Genomic DNA, 17,471 nt, shown 5'->3' on the forward strand with positions numbered 1-17,471 from the left:
CGCGCGTCGCGCCGCCCTTCCTCCGTCCCAGACCGTTTGCCCTTGCCACCCGATACTTCAGGGTAAACACCATCACTAAATTATTAGTAATAATTTCAAAGCATTTCTATACTTGCGTCGACATCGGGCAGAACCCCGATCCACGACACAGCAACGCGACGAGACGGTAACCGGAAGCGAATGCGCGCCAACCCGCCGCGCTGCCCGCTCCGGCCCGTCCGCACCTCACACGCCTACCGTCCCGCGACGCTTCCTGTCCGGACACCGCTTCATCCGCATCGAGTCACCAGTCGTCCGCTTCTCCTCATTCATCCGGAGTCCAGAATGACTATCACGTCTCGTCTCAAGCCTGCCGCCCTGGCCGTCGTCGTCCTGCTCGCGTCGTGCGGCGGCGATGATTCGTCCGCCCCCTCCGCATCGGCACTCACCGCGCGTGCGTCCGTCGATGCCGCATCGAGCGACGGCGCCGCTGCCGCCAACGCCGCCGCGTCCAGCGATTTCATGAACACGGGATACGGCGGCCCGTCGCATTTCCCGAACCAGCTCGTCACGCTCGGCCTGCCGGGGCCGACGCCTGCGCTACGCGTGTCATCGCGCGGTGTGCCGCCCTACGCCACGCCCGCGCCGCCCGTCGCGACCGACACGCAAACGCTGACGCTCGCCGATTTCGATACGTACGGCCCGGCCTGGACCGGCAGCGGTGCGAACACGATCCAGATCGACGGCACGAGCACGGACGGCGCGAAGCTCGTCACGAACGCGCAGCATCCGGCGTACGGGCATGCTTCGTACGAAGCGGACGTCACGATCGGCGCACCGGCACCGGGCGCGAATACCGCGAACGCAGGCTTCATCGTGCACGTGACGAACCCGACGGTCGGCACCGACGCGCTGACGGGCTACTACATCGGGCTCGATGCGGTGCGCCACGTGGTGCAGGTCGGCCGCGAGCAGAACAACTGGACCGATTTCATCGACTACCCGGCGCCTGCGATCGTGCCGGGCAGCACGCATCACCTGAAGGTCGTCACGCGCAACAACGCGATCGACGTGTACGTCGACGGCACGCAGGTGATCAGCATCAACGACGCGACGAGCGGCCTGACGACCGCACTGCGCGCGGGTGCGTTCGGGCTGCGCCGCTTCGGCGCGAGCGTCGCGTTCAGCAACGTGACCGTGAGCCGCTATCCGGACGTCACGCCGAAATCCTACGATTTCTCGCGCGTGGTCGGCGCCGTGTACAACCCGTGGAATGCCGTCAACGCGATCGATTTCTGGGAGAACTACGATCCGGCGACCGTCGACCGCGAGCTCGACTACGCGCAGACGTACGGGATGAACACGATCACCGTGTACCTGCACTACCTGAACTGGGTCAACGACCGCGACGCGTTCCTCGCGAAGTTCGACAGCCTGCTCGGGATCGCCGCGCGCCACGGCCTCAAGGTCGCGCCGATCTTCTACGACGATTGCTGGCACGTCGATCCCGCGTACGGCCCGCAGCCTGCGCCGATCTTCGGCGTGCACAACAGCCGCTGGGTGCAGTCGCCCGGGCAATCGGTCGAGCAGCAGTACCTGCAGCCGATCGCGGCCGGCGCGTCGACCACCTACAAGCAGGACCTGCAGCACTACATCGCCGATTTCGTGTCCGCGCACCGCAACGACCCGCGCATCCTGTACTGGGAACCGATGAACGAGCCCGGCTGCAGCGGCAACGGCGCATTGCAGCCGACGCGCGCGCTGATGATGAACGACGCCCGCATCGCGATCCTGAATGCGGGCGCGACACAGCCGATCAATTCGCCGAACGTGCAGGAGCCGGAAGGCGACTACTTCTCCGACTTCCATGCGTTCCACCCGTACGCGATCAACGCGACGACGCCTGACTACTCGCTGCCGCCGAGCCTGCTCGACAGCCTGAATTCGGAAACGCTGCAGCGCGGCTGGCCGGGCGGCCAGGCCGGCCAGACGATGGCCGGCATCGCGTCCACCTACGGCGGCAAGACGGGCTTCCTCGTGTGGGAACTGATGATCGGCCGCACGAATACGCGCTTCCACTGGGGGCAGACGGCCTCCGCACCGGCGACCGTCGAGCCGGCGACGCCGTTCCAGGGCACGCTCTACCCCGACGGCCACCCGTGGAGCACGGCCGAGGTGCAGGCGCTCGCCAGCGCGTTCAGCTCGCGGCTGCGCGTGCTCAATGCGACGTACTACAACGACACGACGTTCACGACGCCGGTATTCTCGTCGATCACGCCGCTGGTCGATTTCGACCTGAACACCGAGCGCGGCACCGATTCGCCGGATGCGTCCAAGGGGATGAATGCGACGAACTATGCGATCCGCTGGACCGGCGCGCTCGACATTCCGAGGGCCGACAACTACACGTTCAGCGTGACGAGCGACAACGTCGCGCGCGTGTGGATCGATGGCCGCAAGGTGATCGACAAGGAACAGCCGGGGCTCGCGACCGCGAAGGGCCGCATCCACCTGTCGCAGAAGCGGAACGTGCCGATCCGCGTCGAGTACGTGCATGCGAGCGGGCCGGCCAGCATGCATCTGCAATGGGCAAGCCCGAGCGCGGGCCGCGACAATCTGGTGCGCGTCGCGCAGCGGCCTTTGACGGAGGCGCTCGCGCAACAGTAAGCGTTGTACGCCTCAGCGCCCGTGAAACCGCAACGGCATCACGGGCGTGGAGGCAAAAACCGCCCGCTGATTTACTTCAACCGCCCCGACAGGAACTGCCCGAGCCGCTCGCTCTTCGGATTCACGAGAATCTCCTGCGGATCGCCTTCTTCCTCGATCTTCCCCTGATGCAGGAAGATCACGTGATTCGACACGTTGCGCGCGAAGCCCATCTCGTGCGTGACGACGACCATCGTGCGGCCTTCCTCGGCGAGCTTCTGCATCACCTTCAGCACTTCGCCCACCAGCTCCGGATCGAGCGCCGACGTCGGCTCGTCGAACAGCATCACCTCCGGTTCCATCGCGAGTGCGCGGGCAATCGCGACACGCTGCTGCTGGCCGCCCGACAGGTGTGCCGGATACATGCCCTCGACGCGCGACGCGAGGCCGACCTTCTCCAGGTACTTGCGGGCCCGCGCGATCGCTTCGTCCTTGCCGATCCCGAGTACGGCCATCGGCGCCTCGATCACGTTCTCGAGCACCGTCATGTGCGCCCACAGGTTGAAGTGCTGGAACACCATCGACAGCTTCGTGCGCATCCGCTGCAACTGCTTCTGGTCGGCCACGCGCAGCGAGCCGTTGCGGTCGCGCGTGGTCTGGATCGGCTCGCTGCCGATCGTGATCTGCCCCGAGCACGGCTGCTCGAGGAAGTTGATGCAGCGCAGGAACGTGCTCTTGCCGGAGCCGCTCGAGCCGATGATGCTGATCACGTCGCCGGCCTTCGCCTTCATCGACACGCCCTTCAACACCTCGTTGTCGCCGAACTTCTTGTGCAGGTTGTCAACGGTAAGCTTGTACATGCTGGGTCCTTCCTTGCGAATCTTGCGGATGCGTTAATGGCTGCGCGGCGAGAGGTACGCGAGCCAGCGCGTCTCGAGCTTGCGGAACGCCCAGATGAGCGTGAACACGACGACGGCGTACAGCATGGCGGCAATGCCGTAGGCCTGGAACGACATGTACGTTGCCGAATTGACGTCGCGCGTGACCTTCAGGATGTCGGGCACGGTCGCCGTGAACGCGAGCGTCGTTGCGTGCAGCATCAGGATCACTTCGTTGCTGTAGCTCGGCAGCGAGCGGCGCAGCGCGGACGGCAGGATGATGCGCGTATAGAGCTTGAAGCGCGACATCCCGTAGGCCATCCCGGCCTCGATCTCGCCGGCCGCCGTCGACTTGATCGCGCCCGCGAAGATCTCCGTCGCATACGCGCATTCGTTCAGCACGAACGCGAGCAGCGTGCAGTTCATCGCGTTGCGGAAGAACGTGTCGAGCAGCACGTGGTTGTGCACGACCTGCAGGCTGTAGATGCCCGTGTAGCACATCAGCAGCTGCACGTAGAGCGGCGTACCGCGGAACACGTACGTATAGAGCCAGACGGGGCCGGAGACCCAGCGGTTCGACGACGCGCGCGCGATTGCGAGCGGCACGGCGAGCGCGAAACCGAGCGCGATCGACACGACCAGCAGCCACAGCGTGATCGCGAGGCCGCTGAAGCGGTAGCCGTCGGTATAGAGATAGCTTTGCCAGTACTGGCTGACGATTTCGATCACAGTGCGAGCCTCCGGACACCGACGGAATAACGCTTCTCGAGGTGATGCAGCACGAGGTTGGACACCGTCGTGATCGCGAGGTAGATCGCGCCCGCAGCCAGCGTGAAGAAGAAGAAATCGAGCGTGCTCTTGCCCGCGTCCTGCGACGCTTTCACGACATCGGCCAGGCCGATGATCGACACCAGCGCGGTGGCCTTCACGAGCACCTGCCAGTTGTTGCCGATGCCCGGCAGCGCGAAGCGCATCATCTGCGGGAACAGGATGCGGCGGAACACGCGCCAGCCGCTCATCCCGTACGCGAAGCCCGCTTCGAGCTGGCCGCGCGGCACCGCGAGGAACGCGCCGCGGAACGTCTCGGTGAAGTACGCGCCGTAGATGAAGCCGAGCGTGATGACGCCGGCCACGAACGGATCGATGTCGATCTGGTCCCAGCCGAGCATGTCGGTGAAGTTGTTCAGCAGGATCTGGATCCCGTAGAACAGCAGCAGCATCAGCACGAGGTCCGGCACCGCTCGGATCAGCGTCGTGTAGAAGGTGCCGACCGACTTGAGCACGCGATTCGTCGACAGTTTCGCGCTCGCGCCGACGAGGCCCAGTACGAGCGACGCGGCAAGGGACAGCACCGCGAGCTTCACGGTTTCCACCGTGCCGGCCCACAGCAGCGGGCCAAATCCTTGGAAGATCATAGGGGGATCCAGAGCGATGTGGCTGGAGTGTCAATAGCCAATAACCGCGCATCAAACGATATCTGCGCACTACCTGATGCACCCTGCTCATCAAGTCGGGCGCATCTCGCGACACGGGTTGCACCCGGCAACAAACGCGGCGCGCCACAGCCGGTGCGCGCCGCATGGAGGGTCAGCCGCCGTAGACGTCGAACGCGAAGTACTTCTTCTCGATCTTCTTGTACGTGCCGTCCTTGATGATGTCGGCGATCGCATGGTCGAGCTTCGCCTTCAGGTCGGCGTCGTCCTTGCGCAGGCCGATGCCCGCGCCGTTGCCGAGCGTCTTCGGATCGTCGATGTCCTTGCCGGCGAATTCGAAGTTCGCGCCGCGCGGCGTCTTCAGGAAGCCGATGTCGGCCTGCACCGCGTCCTGCAGCGCCGCGTCGAGGCGGCCCGACATCAGGTCCTGATACACGCCGTCCTGGTTCTGGTAAGGCACGACCTGCACGCCCTTCGGCGCCCAGTACGTCTTCGCATAGGTTTCCTGGATGGTGCCCTGCTCGACGCCGACCGACTTGCCCTTCAGCGATTCGGCCGTCGGCAGCAGGTTCGCGCCCTTCTTCGTAACGAGGCGCGTGGGCGTGTTGAACAGCTTGTCGGAGAACGCGATCTGCTCGGCGCGCGCCGGCGTCATCGACATCGACGACAGCACGCCGTCGAACTTCTTCGCCTTCAGCGCCGGAATCATCCCGTCGAAGTCGTTCTCGATCCACACGCATTTCGCCTTCAGGCGGGCGCAGATCTCGTTGCCGAGATCGACGTCGAAGCCGACGACCTTGCCGCTTGCGTCCTTCGATTCGAACGGCGGGTAGCTGGCGTCGACGCCGAACCGGATCGTCGACCAATCCTTGGCGTGGGCACCGACCGCGATGCAGGCAAGGGCAATACTGAGCGCGAGTTTCTTCATGGCGTTCCTGTCAGAGGCGAACTGGGCCGGGTTCCGGTCGGACAGCCCGCCGTGAACCCTTCCAACCCGGAAATCGCCCCTTTCGGCGACGCTCCAAGTTGTACATACAACTTTGCCTTTTCAGGAACATCGCCAGCAATCCGTGTTTATCTCTAATTGTCGGCGGAATAGGGGCGCAAACCGCGATTTTCCTTATATTTCAATTAATTATCGATTACACGACGCTGAATTTTGGCTTTCTCGTCACGTATGGAAGCAGCCGGGCGACGCACGCAGCCTGTCTATACCTCACGCGCGGCACCGACCGTTTCCAGACCGACCAGCCGGTAGCCGAACTGCAACTCCGTCAGCAGGTGCCGCGGCCGTGCGGGCACCGGTTCGAGCTTCTGCCGCAGGTTTGTCATGTACACGCGCACGTAGTGCGCGCGATCCGCGTCGTGAATGCCCCAGACTTCGGCCAGCAGCTGCCGCGCCGCGACCACGCCGCCGCGCGCGCGGATCAGCGCGGAGAGCAGCCGGAATTCGAGACGCGTCAGATGGACCGGCTCGCCGCCACGCGCGACTTCATGCCGGCCGAGATCGACGGTCACGTCGCCGAACCGCACGACCGACGACGATTGCCCGTCGGCCGACACGAACGCCGCGCGCCGCAACTGCGCCCGCGCCCGCGCAAGCAGCTCGGGCACGCCGAACGGCTTCGGCAGATAATCGTCGGCGCCCGCGTCGAGCGCCGCGACCTTCTCCACCTCCTGCTGCCGCGCGGACAGCACGATCACGGGCACCGTCGACCATTCGCGCAATTCGCGGATGAAGGTCTTGCCGTCGTCGTCCGGCAGCCCGAGATCGACGATCACGAGATCGGGCTTGCTGCTCGACGCATACATCCGCGCCTCGCGGGCCGTCGACGCCTCGCAGGTGTCGAGCCCCTCCTGTTCCAGCGCCATCCGCACGAAGCGGCGAATGTCCGCTTCGTCCTCGACGATAAGTACGCGCGATCTGATCATGTCCGGCTCTCGTGTTCGATGTCGGGCGGCGCGCCCAGCGGAAGGCGAATCTCGAACCGCGCGCCGTGCGGATCGAGCGGCACCGCGCGGATCGAGCCGCCGTGCGCGTTGACGATGCTGCGACACAGCGCGAGCCCGAGCCCCACGCCGCTGATCGACGATTCCTTGCGTTCGCGCTCGAACGGCTCGAACAGCGGCTCGGTGTTGCGCGCGATGAAACCGGGCCCGTCATCCTCGACGAACACGTACAGCGTCTCGCCGAACACACGTGCGCGTATCGCGACGGCGGCCTCCGCGCCCGCGTATTTGGACGCGTTGTCGAGCAGGTTCATCAGCACGCGCTCGATCAGCAACGCATCGACATCGATCAGCGGCAGGTCGGCCGGCAAATCGGCGCTCACGTCGCGGCCGGCCAGCACGCCGGCCGAATGCGCGAGCGCGCTGCCGACGATCTCGTCGAGCATGTGCCACTCGCGATTGAGCCGCACGCCTTCGCTCTGCATCCGCGCAAGGTCGAGCAGGTTCACGACGAGCCCGTGCAGCGCCTCGGCCTGGTTGCGAATGCCGTGCGCAAGCGCGGCCGGCTGCCCTTGCGCGAGACGCTCGGGCCGCTCCAGCGTCTCGGCAAGCCCGCGGATCGCGGTGAGCGGCGTCTTCAGGTCGTGCGACACGGCGGCGAGCAGCGCGTTGCGCAAGCGCTCGCCCTCGATCCGGACCAGCGTGTGCTGCGCGACGCCGACGTAGTGCACGCGTTCGAGCGCCATCGCGATCGACGAGCACAGCGCGTCGATCAGCCGGCGATCGTCGGGATCGGTCGGCACCGGCTGCGCATCGCCGAACAGCACGAGCACGCCGCGCACGCGCATCGGCGCCTTCAGCGGCAGGTATTGCGCGGCCGCACGCTCGAACGGCGGCATCCCGCATCCGGCCCAGCGCGCATTCTCGTAGACCCAGCGCGCAATCGGCGCTTCGACGAACCGCGGGTGCCGCGCCGGCATCAGATGGTCATCCGCATCGGGCAGCACGAGCGCGACGCGCACGCCGAGCAGCGGCGCGATCGTGCCGGTGCAGATCGACGCGATCTGCTCGGTCTCGATCGCGGCAGACAGGTCGTGCGCGACGCGCGCGAGCGCGGCCGAGCGCTTCTCGTTCGCCCGTGCGGCGCGGGCCTCCGCGCGCAGCCGCGCCGCGAGCTGGCCGATCGCGAGCGCGACGGCAAGCATCAACGCGAACGTGAACACGTACTGCGTATCGGACACCGCGAACGACAGCCTCGGCTCGACGAAGAAGAAGTCGAAGCAGCCGACGCAGACGAACGCGGCCCACGCGCCGGCGAGCCGGCCGAGCCGCAGCGCGATCAGCACGACGGTCATCAGGAACAGCATCACGACGTTCGACAGGTCGAACACGCGCAACAGCGCGCTCGCCGCGAGCGTCGCCAGCGCGCAGACGAGCGTGGCCAGCAGCAGCGGCACCGCGTACCGCGACACCCACACGTGCGTGCGCGGATGCGCTTCGCGCACGGCCAGCGCGGGCTGCGTGTCGGGCCCGGCGCCCGCGATGCGGTCGGCCATCGCCGCGCACGCGCGCAGCACGCGGCGCCAGCGGTCGTGGCCCGCACGCGGTTCCAGCGGCGCCCTCGCCCGTCGATTCGCTTCGTTCACGTCCACATTCACATCCATGATCGCTTCCGGCAATTGAAACGCCGAACGGCCCCGCGCACGCCGGGAAGGCGTGAGCGGGGCCGCGACGGCGCGTTCGGTCAGATAAACGGCGTCAACAGCATGTCGATCAGCTTGATGCCGATGAACGGTGCGATGATCCCGCCCACGCCGTAAATCAGCAAGTTGCGGCTCAGCAGCTTCTCGGCCGGCTCCGCGCGATACTTCACGCCTTTCAGCGCCAGCGGAATCAGCGCGACGATGATCAGCGCGTTGAAGATCACCGCCGACAGGATCGCCGACGTCGGGCTGTGCAGCCCCATCACGTTCAGCGCGCCGAGCGCCGGATACGTCGCGACAAACGCGGCCGGGATGATCGCGAAATACTTCGCGAGATCGTTCGCGACGCTGAACGTCGTCAGCGCGCCGCGCGTCATGATCATCTGCTTGCCGACCTCAACCACTTGCATCAGCTTCGTCGGGTTGCTGTCGAGGTCGACCATGTTGGCCGCCTCCTTCGCCGCCTGCGTGCCGCTGTGCATCGCGACGGCCACGTCGGCCTGCGCCAGCGCCGGCGCATCGTTGGTGCCGTCGCCCGTCATCGCGACGAGATGGCCCTTCGCCTGGTGCTCGCGGATCAGCCGCAGCTTGTCTTCGGGCGTCGCTTCGGCGAGGTAGTCGTCGACGCCGGCTTCCGCCGCGATCGCGGCCGCGGTGAGCCGGTTGTCGCCGGTGATCATCACCGTCTTCACGCCGACCTTGCGCAGCTCGGCGAAGCGCGCGCCGATCCCGTGCTTGACGATGTCCTTCAGCTCGATCGAGCCGAGCACCGTGGAGCCGTCGGCAACGACGAGCGGCGTGCCGCCGCGCCGCGCGATGTCGTTGACGGCCGTCTCGACCGCCTGCGGAAACACGCCGCCGAGCGCATCGACGTGTGCGCGGATCGCCGACGCCGCGCCCTTGCGCACCTGGCGTTCGCCGATATCGAGGCCGCTCATCCGCGTGCGTGCGCTGAACGGCACCGTGATGCTGCCGTCGGCCGCCGCCACGTGCAGCGAGAAGCGCTGCTTCGCGAGCGCGACGATCGAGCGCCCCTCGGGCGTTTCGTCGGCGAGCGACGACAGTTGCGCGGCCTCGGCCAGCGCGCGCTCGTCCACGCCGGGCGCCGGACGGAACTGCACGGCCTCGCGGTTGCCGAGCGTGATCGTGCCGGTCTTGTCGAGCAGCAGCACGTCGACGTCGCCGGCCGCCTCGATCGCACGGCCCGACGTCGCAAGCACGTTCGCGCGCATCATGCGGCTCATCCCCGCGATGCCGATCGCCGACAGCAGCGCGCCGATCGTCGTGGGGATCAGGCACACGAGCAGCGCGATCAGCACGGTCAGGCTCGCGGCCGAGCCCGACGCGTTCAACAGCACGCTGAACTGCGAGAACGGCAGCAGCGTCACGCACACGAGCAGGAAGATGAGCGTCAGCGCGACGAGCAGGATCGTCAGCGCGATCTCGTTCGGCGTCTTGCCGCGCTTCGCGCCTTCGACCATCGCGATCATCCGGTCGAGGAACGCTTCGCCCGGTTGCGCGGTGATCTTCACGATGATCCAGTCGGACAGCACGCGCGTGCCGCCCGTCACCGACGAGAAATCGCCGCCCGACTCGCGGATCACCGGCGCGGATTCGCCGGTGATCGCCGACTCGTCGACCGACGCGACGCCGTCGATCACTTCGCCGTCGGCCGGAATCGTGTCGCCGGCCTCGACGAGCACGATGCTGCCGGCCGCGAGCTCGTCGCTCGGCACGCGATGGCTCGTGCTGTCGTATCGCTTCGGTTCGTCGAGCACCTTCGCGTACACGCGCTTGCGCGCCGCGCGCAACGCATCGGCCTGCGCCTTGCCGCGCCCTTCGGCGAGCGCTTCGGCTGCGTTCGCGAACAGCACGGTGAACCACAGCCAGCACGCGACCGCGAAGATGAAGCCGGCCGGCGCGTCGGCGGTGCCCGTGAGCGCCTGCAGCCACAGGAGGGTCGTGACGATGCTGCCGAGATAGACGACGAACATCACCGGGTTCTTCAACTGCACCTGCGGCGCGAGCTTGCGGAACGCCTCGCGCAGCACGGCCGTCCAGCGCATCGGCGGCACCGCGCCGACCGGCATGGCCGCAGGGTTGATCGGGGTTTCGATATGGGACATGAGTGACTCCGTGATTCCTGCTATTGCTTCGCGCCGGCCGCCTGGCCGAACGCGCGGTCGAGCGCGAGGTTCAGGTCGAGCACGCGCACGCGCGGTTCTCCGAGCACGCCGAGCTGGCGCGGCAATGCGATGCGCTCGACCAGCCCCGTGACCTGCGCGGCATCGACGCCGCGCGCACGGGCGACCCGCGCCGCCTGCAGCCGTGCGTTCGCGACCGAGATCTCGGGATCGAGCCCCGACGCGGACGCGGTGACCGCGTCCGCCGGCACCGGCGTGCCGTCGGCGAGTGCGTTCTCCTGCCGGTACGCCCGTACGCGCTGCGTGATGTCGGTGAGCAGCTTCTTGCTGGTCGCGCCCTGGTTGCTGGCGCCGCTGCCGGCCGCGTTGTACGGCTGGTCGACCGTCTTCGACGGATCGGCCGGATCGGTGCCGGTCGTCGCGCTCGGCCGCCCATGGAAGTAGCCGGCGCGCGTGAAGTTCTGCCCGATCACCGCCGAGCCGATCGTCGTGCCGTTGCGCTGCACGAGGCTGCCGCGCGCCTGCGCCGGAAACAGCACGTTCGCGACGCCGGTGGTGAGCAGCGGATACGCGAGCCCCGTGACGAGCATGAACAGTACCGACGATGCGATCACGGGCCGGACGAGGCCGCGCGTCGCCGCGCCGAACGAAGAACCGGGTGCCGGTGCGGCGGCGGCCGCTGCCTGGCGATTGCCTTGAATCATGATGTTTCCCTCAGAACAGTTGGCCGCCCGACATCAGCAGGTGCTCGACGACCGGGCCGAGCGCGAGCGCAGGCAGGAACGTGAGACCGCCGACCACCAGGATCACGAAGACCAGCAGGCCGGCGAACAGGCCCGTCGACGTCGACAGCGTGCCCGCGCTTTCCGGCACGCCCTTCTTCGCGGCGAGGCTGCCCGCGACCGCCAGCATCGGCAGCAGTGTCAGGTAACGGCCGATCAGCATCGCGAAGCCGATCGTCGTGTTGAAGAACGGTGTGTTCGCGTTCAGCCCCGCGAACGCGGACCCGTTGTTGGCCGTGCCCGACGTGTATGCGTACAGCACCTCGCTGAAGCCGTGCGGGCCGAGGTTCGCGAGGCTGTCCATCGTCGAGTGCAGCATCGCGGCCAGCGCGGTGAAGCCGAGGATGCTGAACGGATGCGCGAGCACCGCGAGCATCACGAACTTCATCTCGCGCGCCTCGATCTTCTTGCCGAGGAACTCCGGCGTGCGGCCGATCATCATCCCGACGAGGAACACCGTGAGGATCGCGAACGTGAACAGGTTGATCAGCCCGACGCCGTCGCCGCCGAACACGTTGTTCAGCATCATCTGCGCGATCGGCACGAGTCCGCCGAGCGGCGTCAGCGAGTCGTGCATCGCATCGACCGAGCCGGTGGTCGCCGCCGTCGTGACGGTCGCGAACAGGCTCGTCTGCGCGATGCCGAAGCGCATTTCCTTGCCCTCCATGTTGCCGCCGGGCTGCGTGGCGCTCATCTGCTGGTCGACGCCGATTCCGGTCAGGAGCGGGTTGCCGTGCTGCTCGGCCGAATAGATCACCGCGAGGAAGCCGATGAACATCACGACGAACGCGCCGAGGAGCACCCAGCCCTGGCGGCGCCGGCTGATCATCGTGCCGAGCGCATAGGTCAGCGCGGACGGGATCAGCAGCATCGACAGCATGTGCAGCGTGTTGGTGAGCGGCGTCGGGTTCTCGAACGGATGCGCGGCGTTCATGCTGAAGAAGCCGCCGCCGTTCGTGCCGATGTGCTTGATCGATTCGAGGCTCGCGACGGGCCCCATCACGATCTGCTGGCGCGCGCCTTCGAGCGTGGTCGCCCATGCGTCGGCGGCGAGCGTCTGCGGCATGCCCTGCCACACGTACACGAGCGCCATCACGAAGCTGAGCGGCAGCAGCACACGATAGGTCACGCGCGTGAAGTCGACCCAGTAGTTGCCGATGTCGGCCGCGCTCTTGCGGCTCAGCCCGCGGATGAAGCCGCCCGCGGCCGCGACGCCGGTCGCCGCGCTGACCACCATCAGGAACGTGATGACGGCCATCTGCGAGAAGTTCGACAGGCTGCTTTCGCCCGCATACGCCTGCCAGTTCGTGTTCGTGATGAACGACGCGGCCGTGTTGAACGCGAGGTCCGGGCTTTGCGACGCGCGCTGCAGCGCATCGAACGGCAGCACGTCCTGGATGCGCAGCAGCAGGTAGCCGAGCAGCATCATCCCGGCGTTGCTGAGCAGCAGCACCATCCCGTAGCGCTGCCACGACATCGCTTCGTCGGGATTGACGCCGAGCAGCGCATAGGTCCGGCGTTCGACCCACGCGTGGCGCGGGCTCGTGAAGGCGTGCGCGAGCCATTTCCCGACGACGGGCACCAGCGCCAGCATGATCGCGAGAACGATCGCGAATTGAATGAGATTGTTGAACATGTCGACGCTCGCTCAGATCCGGTCAAGGCCGGTGATGAAACCCGCCGTCAATACAAAGAACGCGAGCGTGAACAGAATGAAAAGCAGATCGCTCATGACATCCACCGATAGTTTCGAATTCCTGTTGAATCGCGCCGATCAATACCGCTCGGGCTTGATCAATGCATGAAACAGATAGATAAAGAGCGCGAGCGACAGCGCGCCGGTGATCCACAACATGGCTTTCCCCTTTTTCGTATGCGCGGCAATGCCGCGCGATCGTCGGCGCAGCGGGCCTGCCGTGTCGGCACGGCCCGGATGACGCCCCCATGCTCATCTGGCGAATGGGATGCGACAGTGTAGAAATCCACGTATCAAAGCGGTGTTCAATTTCTTTACAGGGAATAAAAAAGCTGTAAAGACGACGGGCATCCGGCAGGCGTTTTTATGCGTTCTTTTCAGGGCCAGTGCGAGTCTATACACCGTATCGCCGCCGCGATTCTTAAAATGGGCGCCATGTCCAAGACGCAATCTCCGCGGTGCGGAGTGCGATGCGACCCGGGGATGAAAGCATGAAACCGACCAGAACCGAATCCACTGCTTCATACGATCTGCCGCCCGTTCGCGTGCGGCGCCGGCTCCCCGCGGACGAACTCGTGCTGCTGTCGATCCGCGTCGAATCGGACAACCTCGCGGCCGTGCGCCGCAGGCTGCATCAGGCCGTCGGCGCCGCGCTCAATTTCTATACGGCCGCGATCGACAACCGCACCGGGCGCGCGTGCATCGAGCTGGAAGTCGCCCGGTCGCAGGCGTCGCCCGCGATCCTGTCGATCCTCCGCCTGCTGCCGGCCGCCGAATTCGGCACGATCCGCCTGCTGCAGCACTAGCCGGCGTCCGCCACCGCGCGTGACGCACGTCACGCGCTCCCCCTTTCATCGATTCGAACGCGCGTGTCCGCACGGACACGTGCGGCGAATCGTCGTTCCCGTCGCAACGGGCCTTTCCAGGAAACACATGCAATGAAAAAAGCAGTCGTCGGTACCCTCTCCCTCGCATTCTTCGGCGCCGCCGCGCATGCGCAAAGCAGCGTCACGCTCTACGGGATGCTGGATGCCGGTATCGCCTATACCAACAACCAGTCGGGCAAAAGCGCATGGCAGCAAGGCAGCGGCCTGCTGTCGAATACGGTCTTCGGCCTGAGCGGCAACGAGGATCTCGGCGGCGGCCTGCATGCGCTGTTCCGCCTCGAAAACGGCTTCAACCTGAACAACGGCACGCAGTCCTACCGGAACACGATGTTCGGCCGCCGCGCATACGTCGGCCTGCAGAGCGACCGGTACGGCGCACTGACGCTCGGCCGCCAGTACGACGCCGTGGTCGACTATCTCGGCCCGCTCGCGATGGCGAACAACGGCGACGGCAACAACCTCGCGGCGCATCCGTTCGACAACGACAACATCGACGATTCGTTCTACATCGACAACGCGGTGAAATACACGAGCCCGACGCTCGCCGGCTGGCAGTTCGGCGGCCTCTACGGGTTCAGCAACGCGGCCGGCGGCTTCGCGAACAACCGCGCGTACAGCGCAGGCGTGTCGTATGCGAACGGGCCCGTCAGCCTCGGCGCCGCGTACCTGCAACTCAACCGCGGCGGGCTGACGGCCGGCGGGGCGCTGTCGACCAACGACGGGCCGAACTTCCCGGCCGTGCGCCAGCGCGTGATGGGCGCCGGCGGCAGCTATGCGTTCGACCGGCTGACGGTCGGCGCGCTGTGGACGCATTCGATGTTCGACGAAACCGCCGCCTCGTCGCTGCCGGGCACGCTGAATGCGCTGCGCTTCGACAACTTCGAGGTCAACGCGCGCTATGCGCTGACGCCGGCGGTCTCGTTCGCGGGCGCCTATACGTTCACCGACGGCCGCTACGACGACGCAGCCGGCAGCCACCGGCCGAAATGGCATCAGGTAACGCTGATGGCCGACTACGCGCTGAGCAAGCGCACCGACGTGTATGCGGAAACCGTGTACCAGCACCAGTTCGGCGTGCCGGCGGGCGCGACGCTCGGGTTCGCGAACGTCACGGGGCTCGCGGCTTCGTCGAACAACACGCAAGTGGTCGGGACGGTCGGCATCCGGCATCGGTTCTGACCGCGCGCCGGCCGTCGCAGGCCGGCCGCTCTGTGCAATCCCGCATGGACGCGCGCCGGCCGAACAGGGATCATTCGGGGAATCCGGGCCTGCGCGCCCGCGAAACCGGTACACTCGGCGCCGGGCGCGCACCGGATCGGCATTCGGCGGCGGGCCGCTGCCGACTCTGGAATCGTGATCCCATGACCACACCGATCTATCAGGAAATCAAGGACTTCATCCTCGCGCGCATTCATGCCGGCGAATGGGCGGAAGGCGACCAGGTGCCGTCGGAGAACGAGCTGGCACGCGAATTCAACGTTGCGCGAATGACCGTCAACCGCGCGCTGCGCGAGCTGACGGCCGAACAGGTGCTCACGCGCACGCGCGGCTCGGGCACGTACGTCGCGTCGCCGAAGTACGAATCGACGCTCGTCGCGATCCGCAGCATCTCGGACGAAGTCGCCGCGCGCGGGCACGGCTATCGTGCGCAGGTGCTGCAGGTCGGCGCGGCCGTCGCCGACACGAAGCTCGCCGACGAGCTGCAGCTCGACACCGGCAGCCCGATCTTCCATTCGCGCGTGCTGCATTTCGAGAACGACACGCCCGTGCAACTCGAGGAACGCTGGGTCAATCCGGCCTGTGCGCCCGAATACGCGCTGCAGGACTTCACGACGACGACGCCGAACCAGTACCTGACGCGCGTCGCGCCGCTCCAGCGCGTCGAATACCGGATCGAGGCCGCGATGCCCGACGCCGAAACGCGCCGCCACCTGACGATGGACGACCGCGAACCGTGCCTGCTGCTGCATCGGCGCACGTGGTCACAGGGGATGGTCGCATCGGTCGCCAATCTGTGGCACCCGGGCAGCCGTTACCGGTTCACCGGGCATTTCTGATGTCGGTGCGCGGGCTTACCGCGCGCCCGGCTGCCCCCACCGCTCGATCGCATTGACGGCCAGCTTCAACCCTTCCTCTTGCGCGATGCGCGCGCCGAGTTCCGCCGCGCGCGCCGTCGTCTCGCTCCGTTCCGCAAACGCGATGGCCCGCGCCAGCGCGGCCGCCTCCACGCGCCGCCCCGCCACCGGCGCATCGGCAACGCCGCGCCGCTGCAGCCGGTTCGCCCAGAAGAACTGATCGCCCGCAAACGGCACGACGACCGACGCAATGCCGGCCCGTGCGGCCGAATGCGTCGTGCCCGACCCGCCGTGATGGATCGCCATCGACACGCGCGGGAACAGCCAGTCGTGCGGCGTGTCGTCGATCACGCGGACGTGTGCCGGCAACATCGACGCATCGATGCCGCTCCAGCCCGGATAGAACAGCGCGCGCCGGCCGGCGAGCGCATGGGTCAGCGCGTCGGCCATCGCCGCACGGTCGAAACCGGCCATGCTGCCGAAGCCGATGTACACGGGCGGATCGCCCGCGTCGAGAAACGCCGACAGTTCGGGCGGCGGCGCCCATGCGTGCGCATCGATCCGCCACTGGCCGCATGCGCGCACATTCGACGGCCAGTCGGGCGGCCCGGAGAGCAGCGCCGGCGACACGCCATAGAGCATCGGATGATCGGTCCACACGTGCTTGCGCGGCGGCAACCCGCATACGCTGGCGCGCGCCGCATTCGTCGACGTCCTGAACGCCCGCCACAGCAGCGCATTCACGAACCGGTGGCTCGCGCGGTTCAGCCAGCGCGGCAGCTTTCCGGGCGGCAGGAACGGCGACGCGAATCCGGCGGTCGGCGTGATCGGGATCATGCCGGTGCCGATCGCCGGCACACGGCGATACTCGGCGACCGACAGCCCGACGAACGACGCGAGCCCCGACACGAGGATCGCGTCGCAACCGGCCGACGCGTCGGCGATTTCGCGCATCCATGCGGCGGTATTCGCATTCGCGATCGCCGCGAGCGCCTTCGATGTGTCGTTGAAGCCGCCGCGCCCGCGCACCGCATCGGCCAACACGCCTTCGGGCGCGATCGCGCGGCGGATATCGCCGGACAGCGGCGCCGACGGCACGCCAAGCGCGGCGGTCGAGCCGAGCGTCGCGGCGTCGGCAAGCAACCGGACATCGTGGCCGGCATCCATCAGCGCGCGGCCGAGCGCCGCGAGCGGGCGCGTGTCGCCTTCGGTGCCGTAGGTGGCAATGACGAGCTTCATGCAAGACTCCTCGTGCACGGCGGAAACGGGTGGAATCATAAAAGTGCACGTCGTATACT

Annotated in this window: 16 protein-coding genes; 5 read left to right on the forward strand and 11 right to left on the reverse strand. The window is 66.9% G+C overall.

Going from position 1 to position 17,471, the window contains the following annotated elements; translation table 11 throughout:
* Positions 1–324 precede the first annotated feature (324 nt).
* Entirely contained in the window at positions 325–2,646 is a 2,322-nt protein-coding gene (locus AC5LXK_RS27995) for a PA14 domain-containing protein (protein WP_493391891.1), read from the forward strand.
* A gap of 71 nt (positions 2,647–2,717) precedes the next feature.
* Here AC5LXK_RS27995 and AC5LXK_RS28000 read toward each other — a convergent pair whose 3' ends face one another.
* The 9 genes from AC5LXK_RS28000 to kdpA all read right to left on the reverse strand — a co-directional run bounded on the left by AC5LXK_RS28000 (position 2,718) and on the right by kdpA (position 13,151).
* Positions 2,718–3,485 carry an ABC transporter ATP-binding protein gene (locus tag AC5LXK_RS28000; protein WP_493391892.1) on the reverse strand — a complete coding sequence of 256 codons (768 nt, stop codon included), beginning with the start codon at positions 3,483–3,485 and terminating at the stop codon, positions 2,718–2,720.
* Between the two features lie 33 nt (positions 3,486–3,518).
* Entirely contained in the window at positions 3,519–4,232 is a 714-nt protein-coding gene (locus AC5LXK_RS28005; RefSeq protein WP_493391893.1) for an ABC transporter permease, read from the reverse strand.
* Positions 4,229–4,918 (reverse strand): ABC transporter permease, encoded by a 690-nt coding sequence (locus AC5LXK_RS28010; protein ID WP_493391894.1) that lies wholly within the window; start codon positions 4,916–4,918, stop codon positions 4,229–4,231. The genes AC5LXK_RS28005 and AC5LXK_RS28010 overlap by 4 nt, the downstream gene beginning before the upstream one ends.
* 172 nt (positions 4,919–5,090) lie before the next feature.
* Entirely contained in the window at positions 5,091–5,864 is a 774-nt protein-coding gene (locus AC5LXK_RS28015) for an ABC transporter substrate-binding protein (RefSeq protein ID WP_493391895.1), read from the reverse strand.
* 281 nt (positions 5,865–6,145) lie between these two features.
* Positions 6,146–6,868 carry a response regulator gene (locus AC5LXK_RS28020; RefSeq protein ID WP_493391896.1) on the reverse strand — a complete coding sequence of 241 codons (723 nt, stop codon included), beginning with the start codon at positions 6,866–6,868 and terminating at the stop codon, positions 6,146–6,148.
* The gene (locus AC5LXK_RS28025) at positions 6,865–8,550 is read right to left on the reverse strand and encodes a DUF4118 domain-containing protein (RefSeq protein ID WP_493391897.1); all 1,686 of its coding nucleotides are present in this window, start codon (positions 8,548–8,550) and stop codon (positions 6,865–6,867) included. Before AC5LXK_RS28025 ends, AC5LXK_RS28020 begins: the two co-directional genes overlap by 4 nt.
* Positions 8,551–8,630: 80 nt before the next feature.
* Positions 8,631–10,679: a potassium-transporting ATPase subunit KdpB gene (kdpB, locus tag AC5LXK_RS28030; protein WP_493394077.1), complete on the reverse strand. Its 2,049-nt coding sequence runs from the start codon at positions 10,677–10,679 to the stop codon at positions 8,631–8,633.
* Between the two features lie 56 nt (positions 10,680–10,735).
* Entirely contained in the window at positions 10,736–11,437 is a 702-nt protein-coding gene (gene kdpC, locus AC5LXK_RS28035; protein WP_493391898.1) for a potassium-transporting ATPase subunit KdpC, read from the reverse strand.
* A 10-nt stretch (positions 11,438–11,447) separates the two neighbouring features.
* Positions 11,448–13,151, reverse strand: a complete 1,704-nt coding sequence (gene kdpA / locus AC5LXK_RS28040; protein WP_493391899.1) for a potassium-transporting ATPase subunit KdpA — start codon at positions 13,149–13,151, stop codon at positions 11,448–11,450.
* Here kdpA and AC5LXK_RS28045 point away from each other — a divergent pair.
* Complete coding sequence (locus AC5LXK_RS28045; protein WP_493391900.1) at positions 13,150–13,320, forward strand: hypothetical protein; 171 nt, start codon at positions 13,150–13,152, stop codon at positions 13,318–13,320. The two genes, kdpA and AC5LXK_RS28045, sit on opposite strands and share 2 nt — an antisense overlap.
* Here AC5LXK_RS28045 and kdpF read toward each other — a convergent pair.
* Positions 13,290–13,370, reverse strand: coding sequence for a K(+)-transporting ATPase subunit F (gene kdpF / locus AC5LXK_RS28050; RefSeq protein WP_063623159.1), 81 nt, complete (start codon positions 13,368–13,370; stop codon positions 13,290–13,292). The genes AC5LXK_RS28045 and kdpF overlap by 31 nt on opposite strands.
* A gap of 332 nt (positions 13,371–13,702) precedes the next feature.
* On the opposite strand from kdpF, the gene AC5LXK_RS28055 reads away from it, so the two are divergent.
* The 3 genes from AC5LXK_RS28055 (at position 13,703) to hutC (ending at position 16,155) form a co-directional block, all read left to right on the forward strand.
* A complete protein-coding gene (locus AC5LXK_RS28055) occupies positions 13,703–14,017 on the forward strand; it encodes a hypothetical protein (protein WP_493391901.1) in 315 nt (104 codons plus the stop codon).
* A gap of 132 nt (positions 14,018–14,149) precedes the next feature.
* Positions 14,150–15,277 carry a porin gene (locus tag AC5LXK_RS28060; RefSeq protein ID WP_493391902.1) on the forward strand — a complete coding sequence of 376 codons (1,128 nt, stop codon included), beginning with the start codon at positions 14,150–14,152 and terminating at the stop codon, positions 15,275–15,277.
* Between the two features lie 182 nt (positions 15,278–15,459).
* Entirely contained in the window at positions 15,460–16,155 is a 696-nt protein-coding gene (hutC, locus tag AC5LXK_RS28065; RefSeq protein ID WP_309290942.1) for a histidine utilization transcriptional repressor HutC, read from the forward strand.
* 15 nt (positions 16,156–16,170) lie between these two features.
* Here hutC and AC5LXK_RS28070 read toward each other — a convergent pair whose 3' ends face one another.
* Entirely contained in the window at positions 16,171–17,412 is a 1,242-nt protein-coding gene (locus tag AC5LXK_RS28070) for a glycosyltransferase (RefSeq protein ID WP_493391903.1), read from the reverse strand.
* Positions 17,413–17,471 lie beyond the last annotated feature (59 nt).

This window comes from Burkholderia pulmonis (assembly GCF_984667975.1).

Bases quoted from the DNA above. Each gene is read 5' to 3' on its own strand.
- AC5LXK_RS28025 (WP_493391897.1), bottom strand. From the start codon at position 8,550: ATGGATGTGAATGTGGACGTGAACGAAGCGAATCGACGGGCGAGGGCG.
- hutC (WP_309290942.1), top strand. From the start codon at position 15,460: ATGACCACACCGATCTATCAGGAAATCAAGGACTTCATCCTCGCGCGC.
- AC5LXK_RS27995 (WP_493391891.1), top strand. From the start codon at position 325: ATGACTATCACGTCTCGTCTCAAGCCTGCCGCCCTGGCCGTCGTCGTC.
- AC5LXK_RS28060 (WP_493391902.1), top strand. From the start codon at position 14,150: ATGAAAAAAGCAGTCGTCGGTACCCTCTCCCTCGCATTCTTCGGCGCC.
- kdpF (WP_063623159.1), bottom strand. From the start codon at position 13,370: ATGTTGTGGATCACCGGCGCGCTGTCGCTCGCGCTCTTTATCTATCTG.
- kdpA (WP_493391899.1), bottom strand. From the start codon at position 13,151: ATGTTCAACAATCTCATTCAATTCGCGATCGTTCTCGCGATCATGCTG.
- AC5LXK_RS28000 (WP_493391892.1), bottom strand. From the start codon at position 3,485: ATGTACAAGCTTACCGTTGACAACCTGCACAAGAAGTTCGGCGACAAC.
- AC5LXK_RS28010 (WP_493391894.1), bottom strand. From the start codon at position 4,918: ATGATCTTCCAAGGATTTGGCCCGCTGCTGTGGGCCGGCACGGTGGAA.
- AC5LXK_RS28045 (WP_493391900.1), top strand. From the start codon at position 13,150: ATGTCGACGCTCGCTCAGATCCGGTCAAGGCCGGTGATGAAACCCGCC.
- AC5LXK_RS28020 (WP_493391896.1), bottom strand. From the start codon at position 6,868: ATGATCAGATCGCGCGTACTTATCGTCGAGGACGAAGCGGACATTCGC.
- AC5LXK_RS28070 (WP_493391903.1), bottom strand. From the start codon at position 17,412: ATGAAGCTCGTCATTGCCACCTACGGCACCGAAGGCGACACGCGCCCG.
- kdpB (WP_493394077.1), bottom strand. From the start codon at position 10,679: ATGCCGGTCGGCGCGGTGCCGCCGATGCGCTGGACGGCCGTGCTGCGC.
- AC5LXK_RS28055 (WP_493391901.1), top strand. From the start codon at position 13,703: ATGAAACCGACCAGAACCGAATCCACTGCTTCATACGATCTGCCGCCC.
- kdpC (WP_493391898.1), bottom strand. From the start codon at position 11,437: ATGATTCAAGGCAATCGCCAGGCAGCGGCCGCCGCCGCACCGGCACCC.
- AC5LXK_RS28015 (WP_493391895.1), bottom strand. From the start codon at position 5,864: ATGAAGAAACTCGCGCTCAGTATTGCCCTTGCCTGCATCGCGGTCGGT.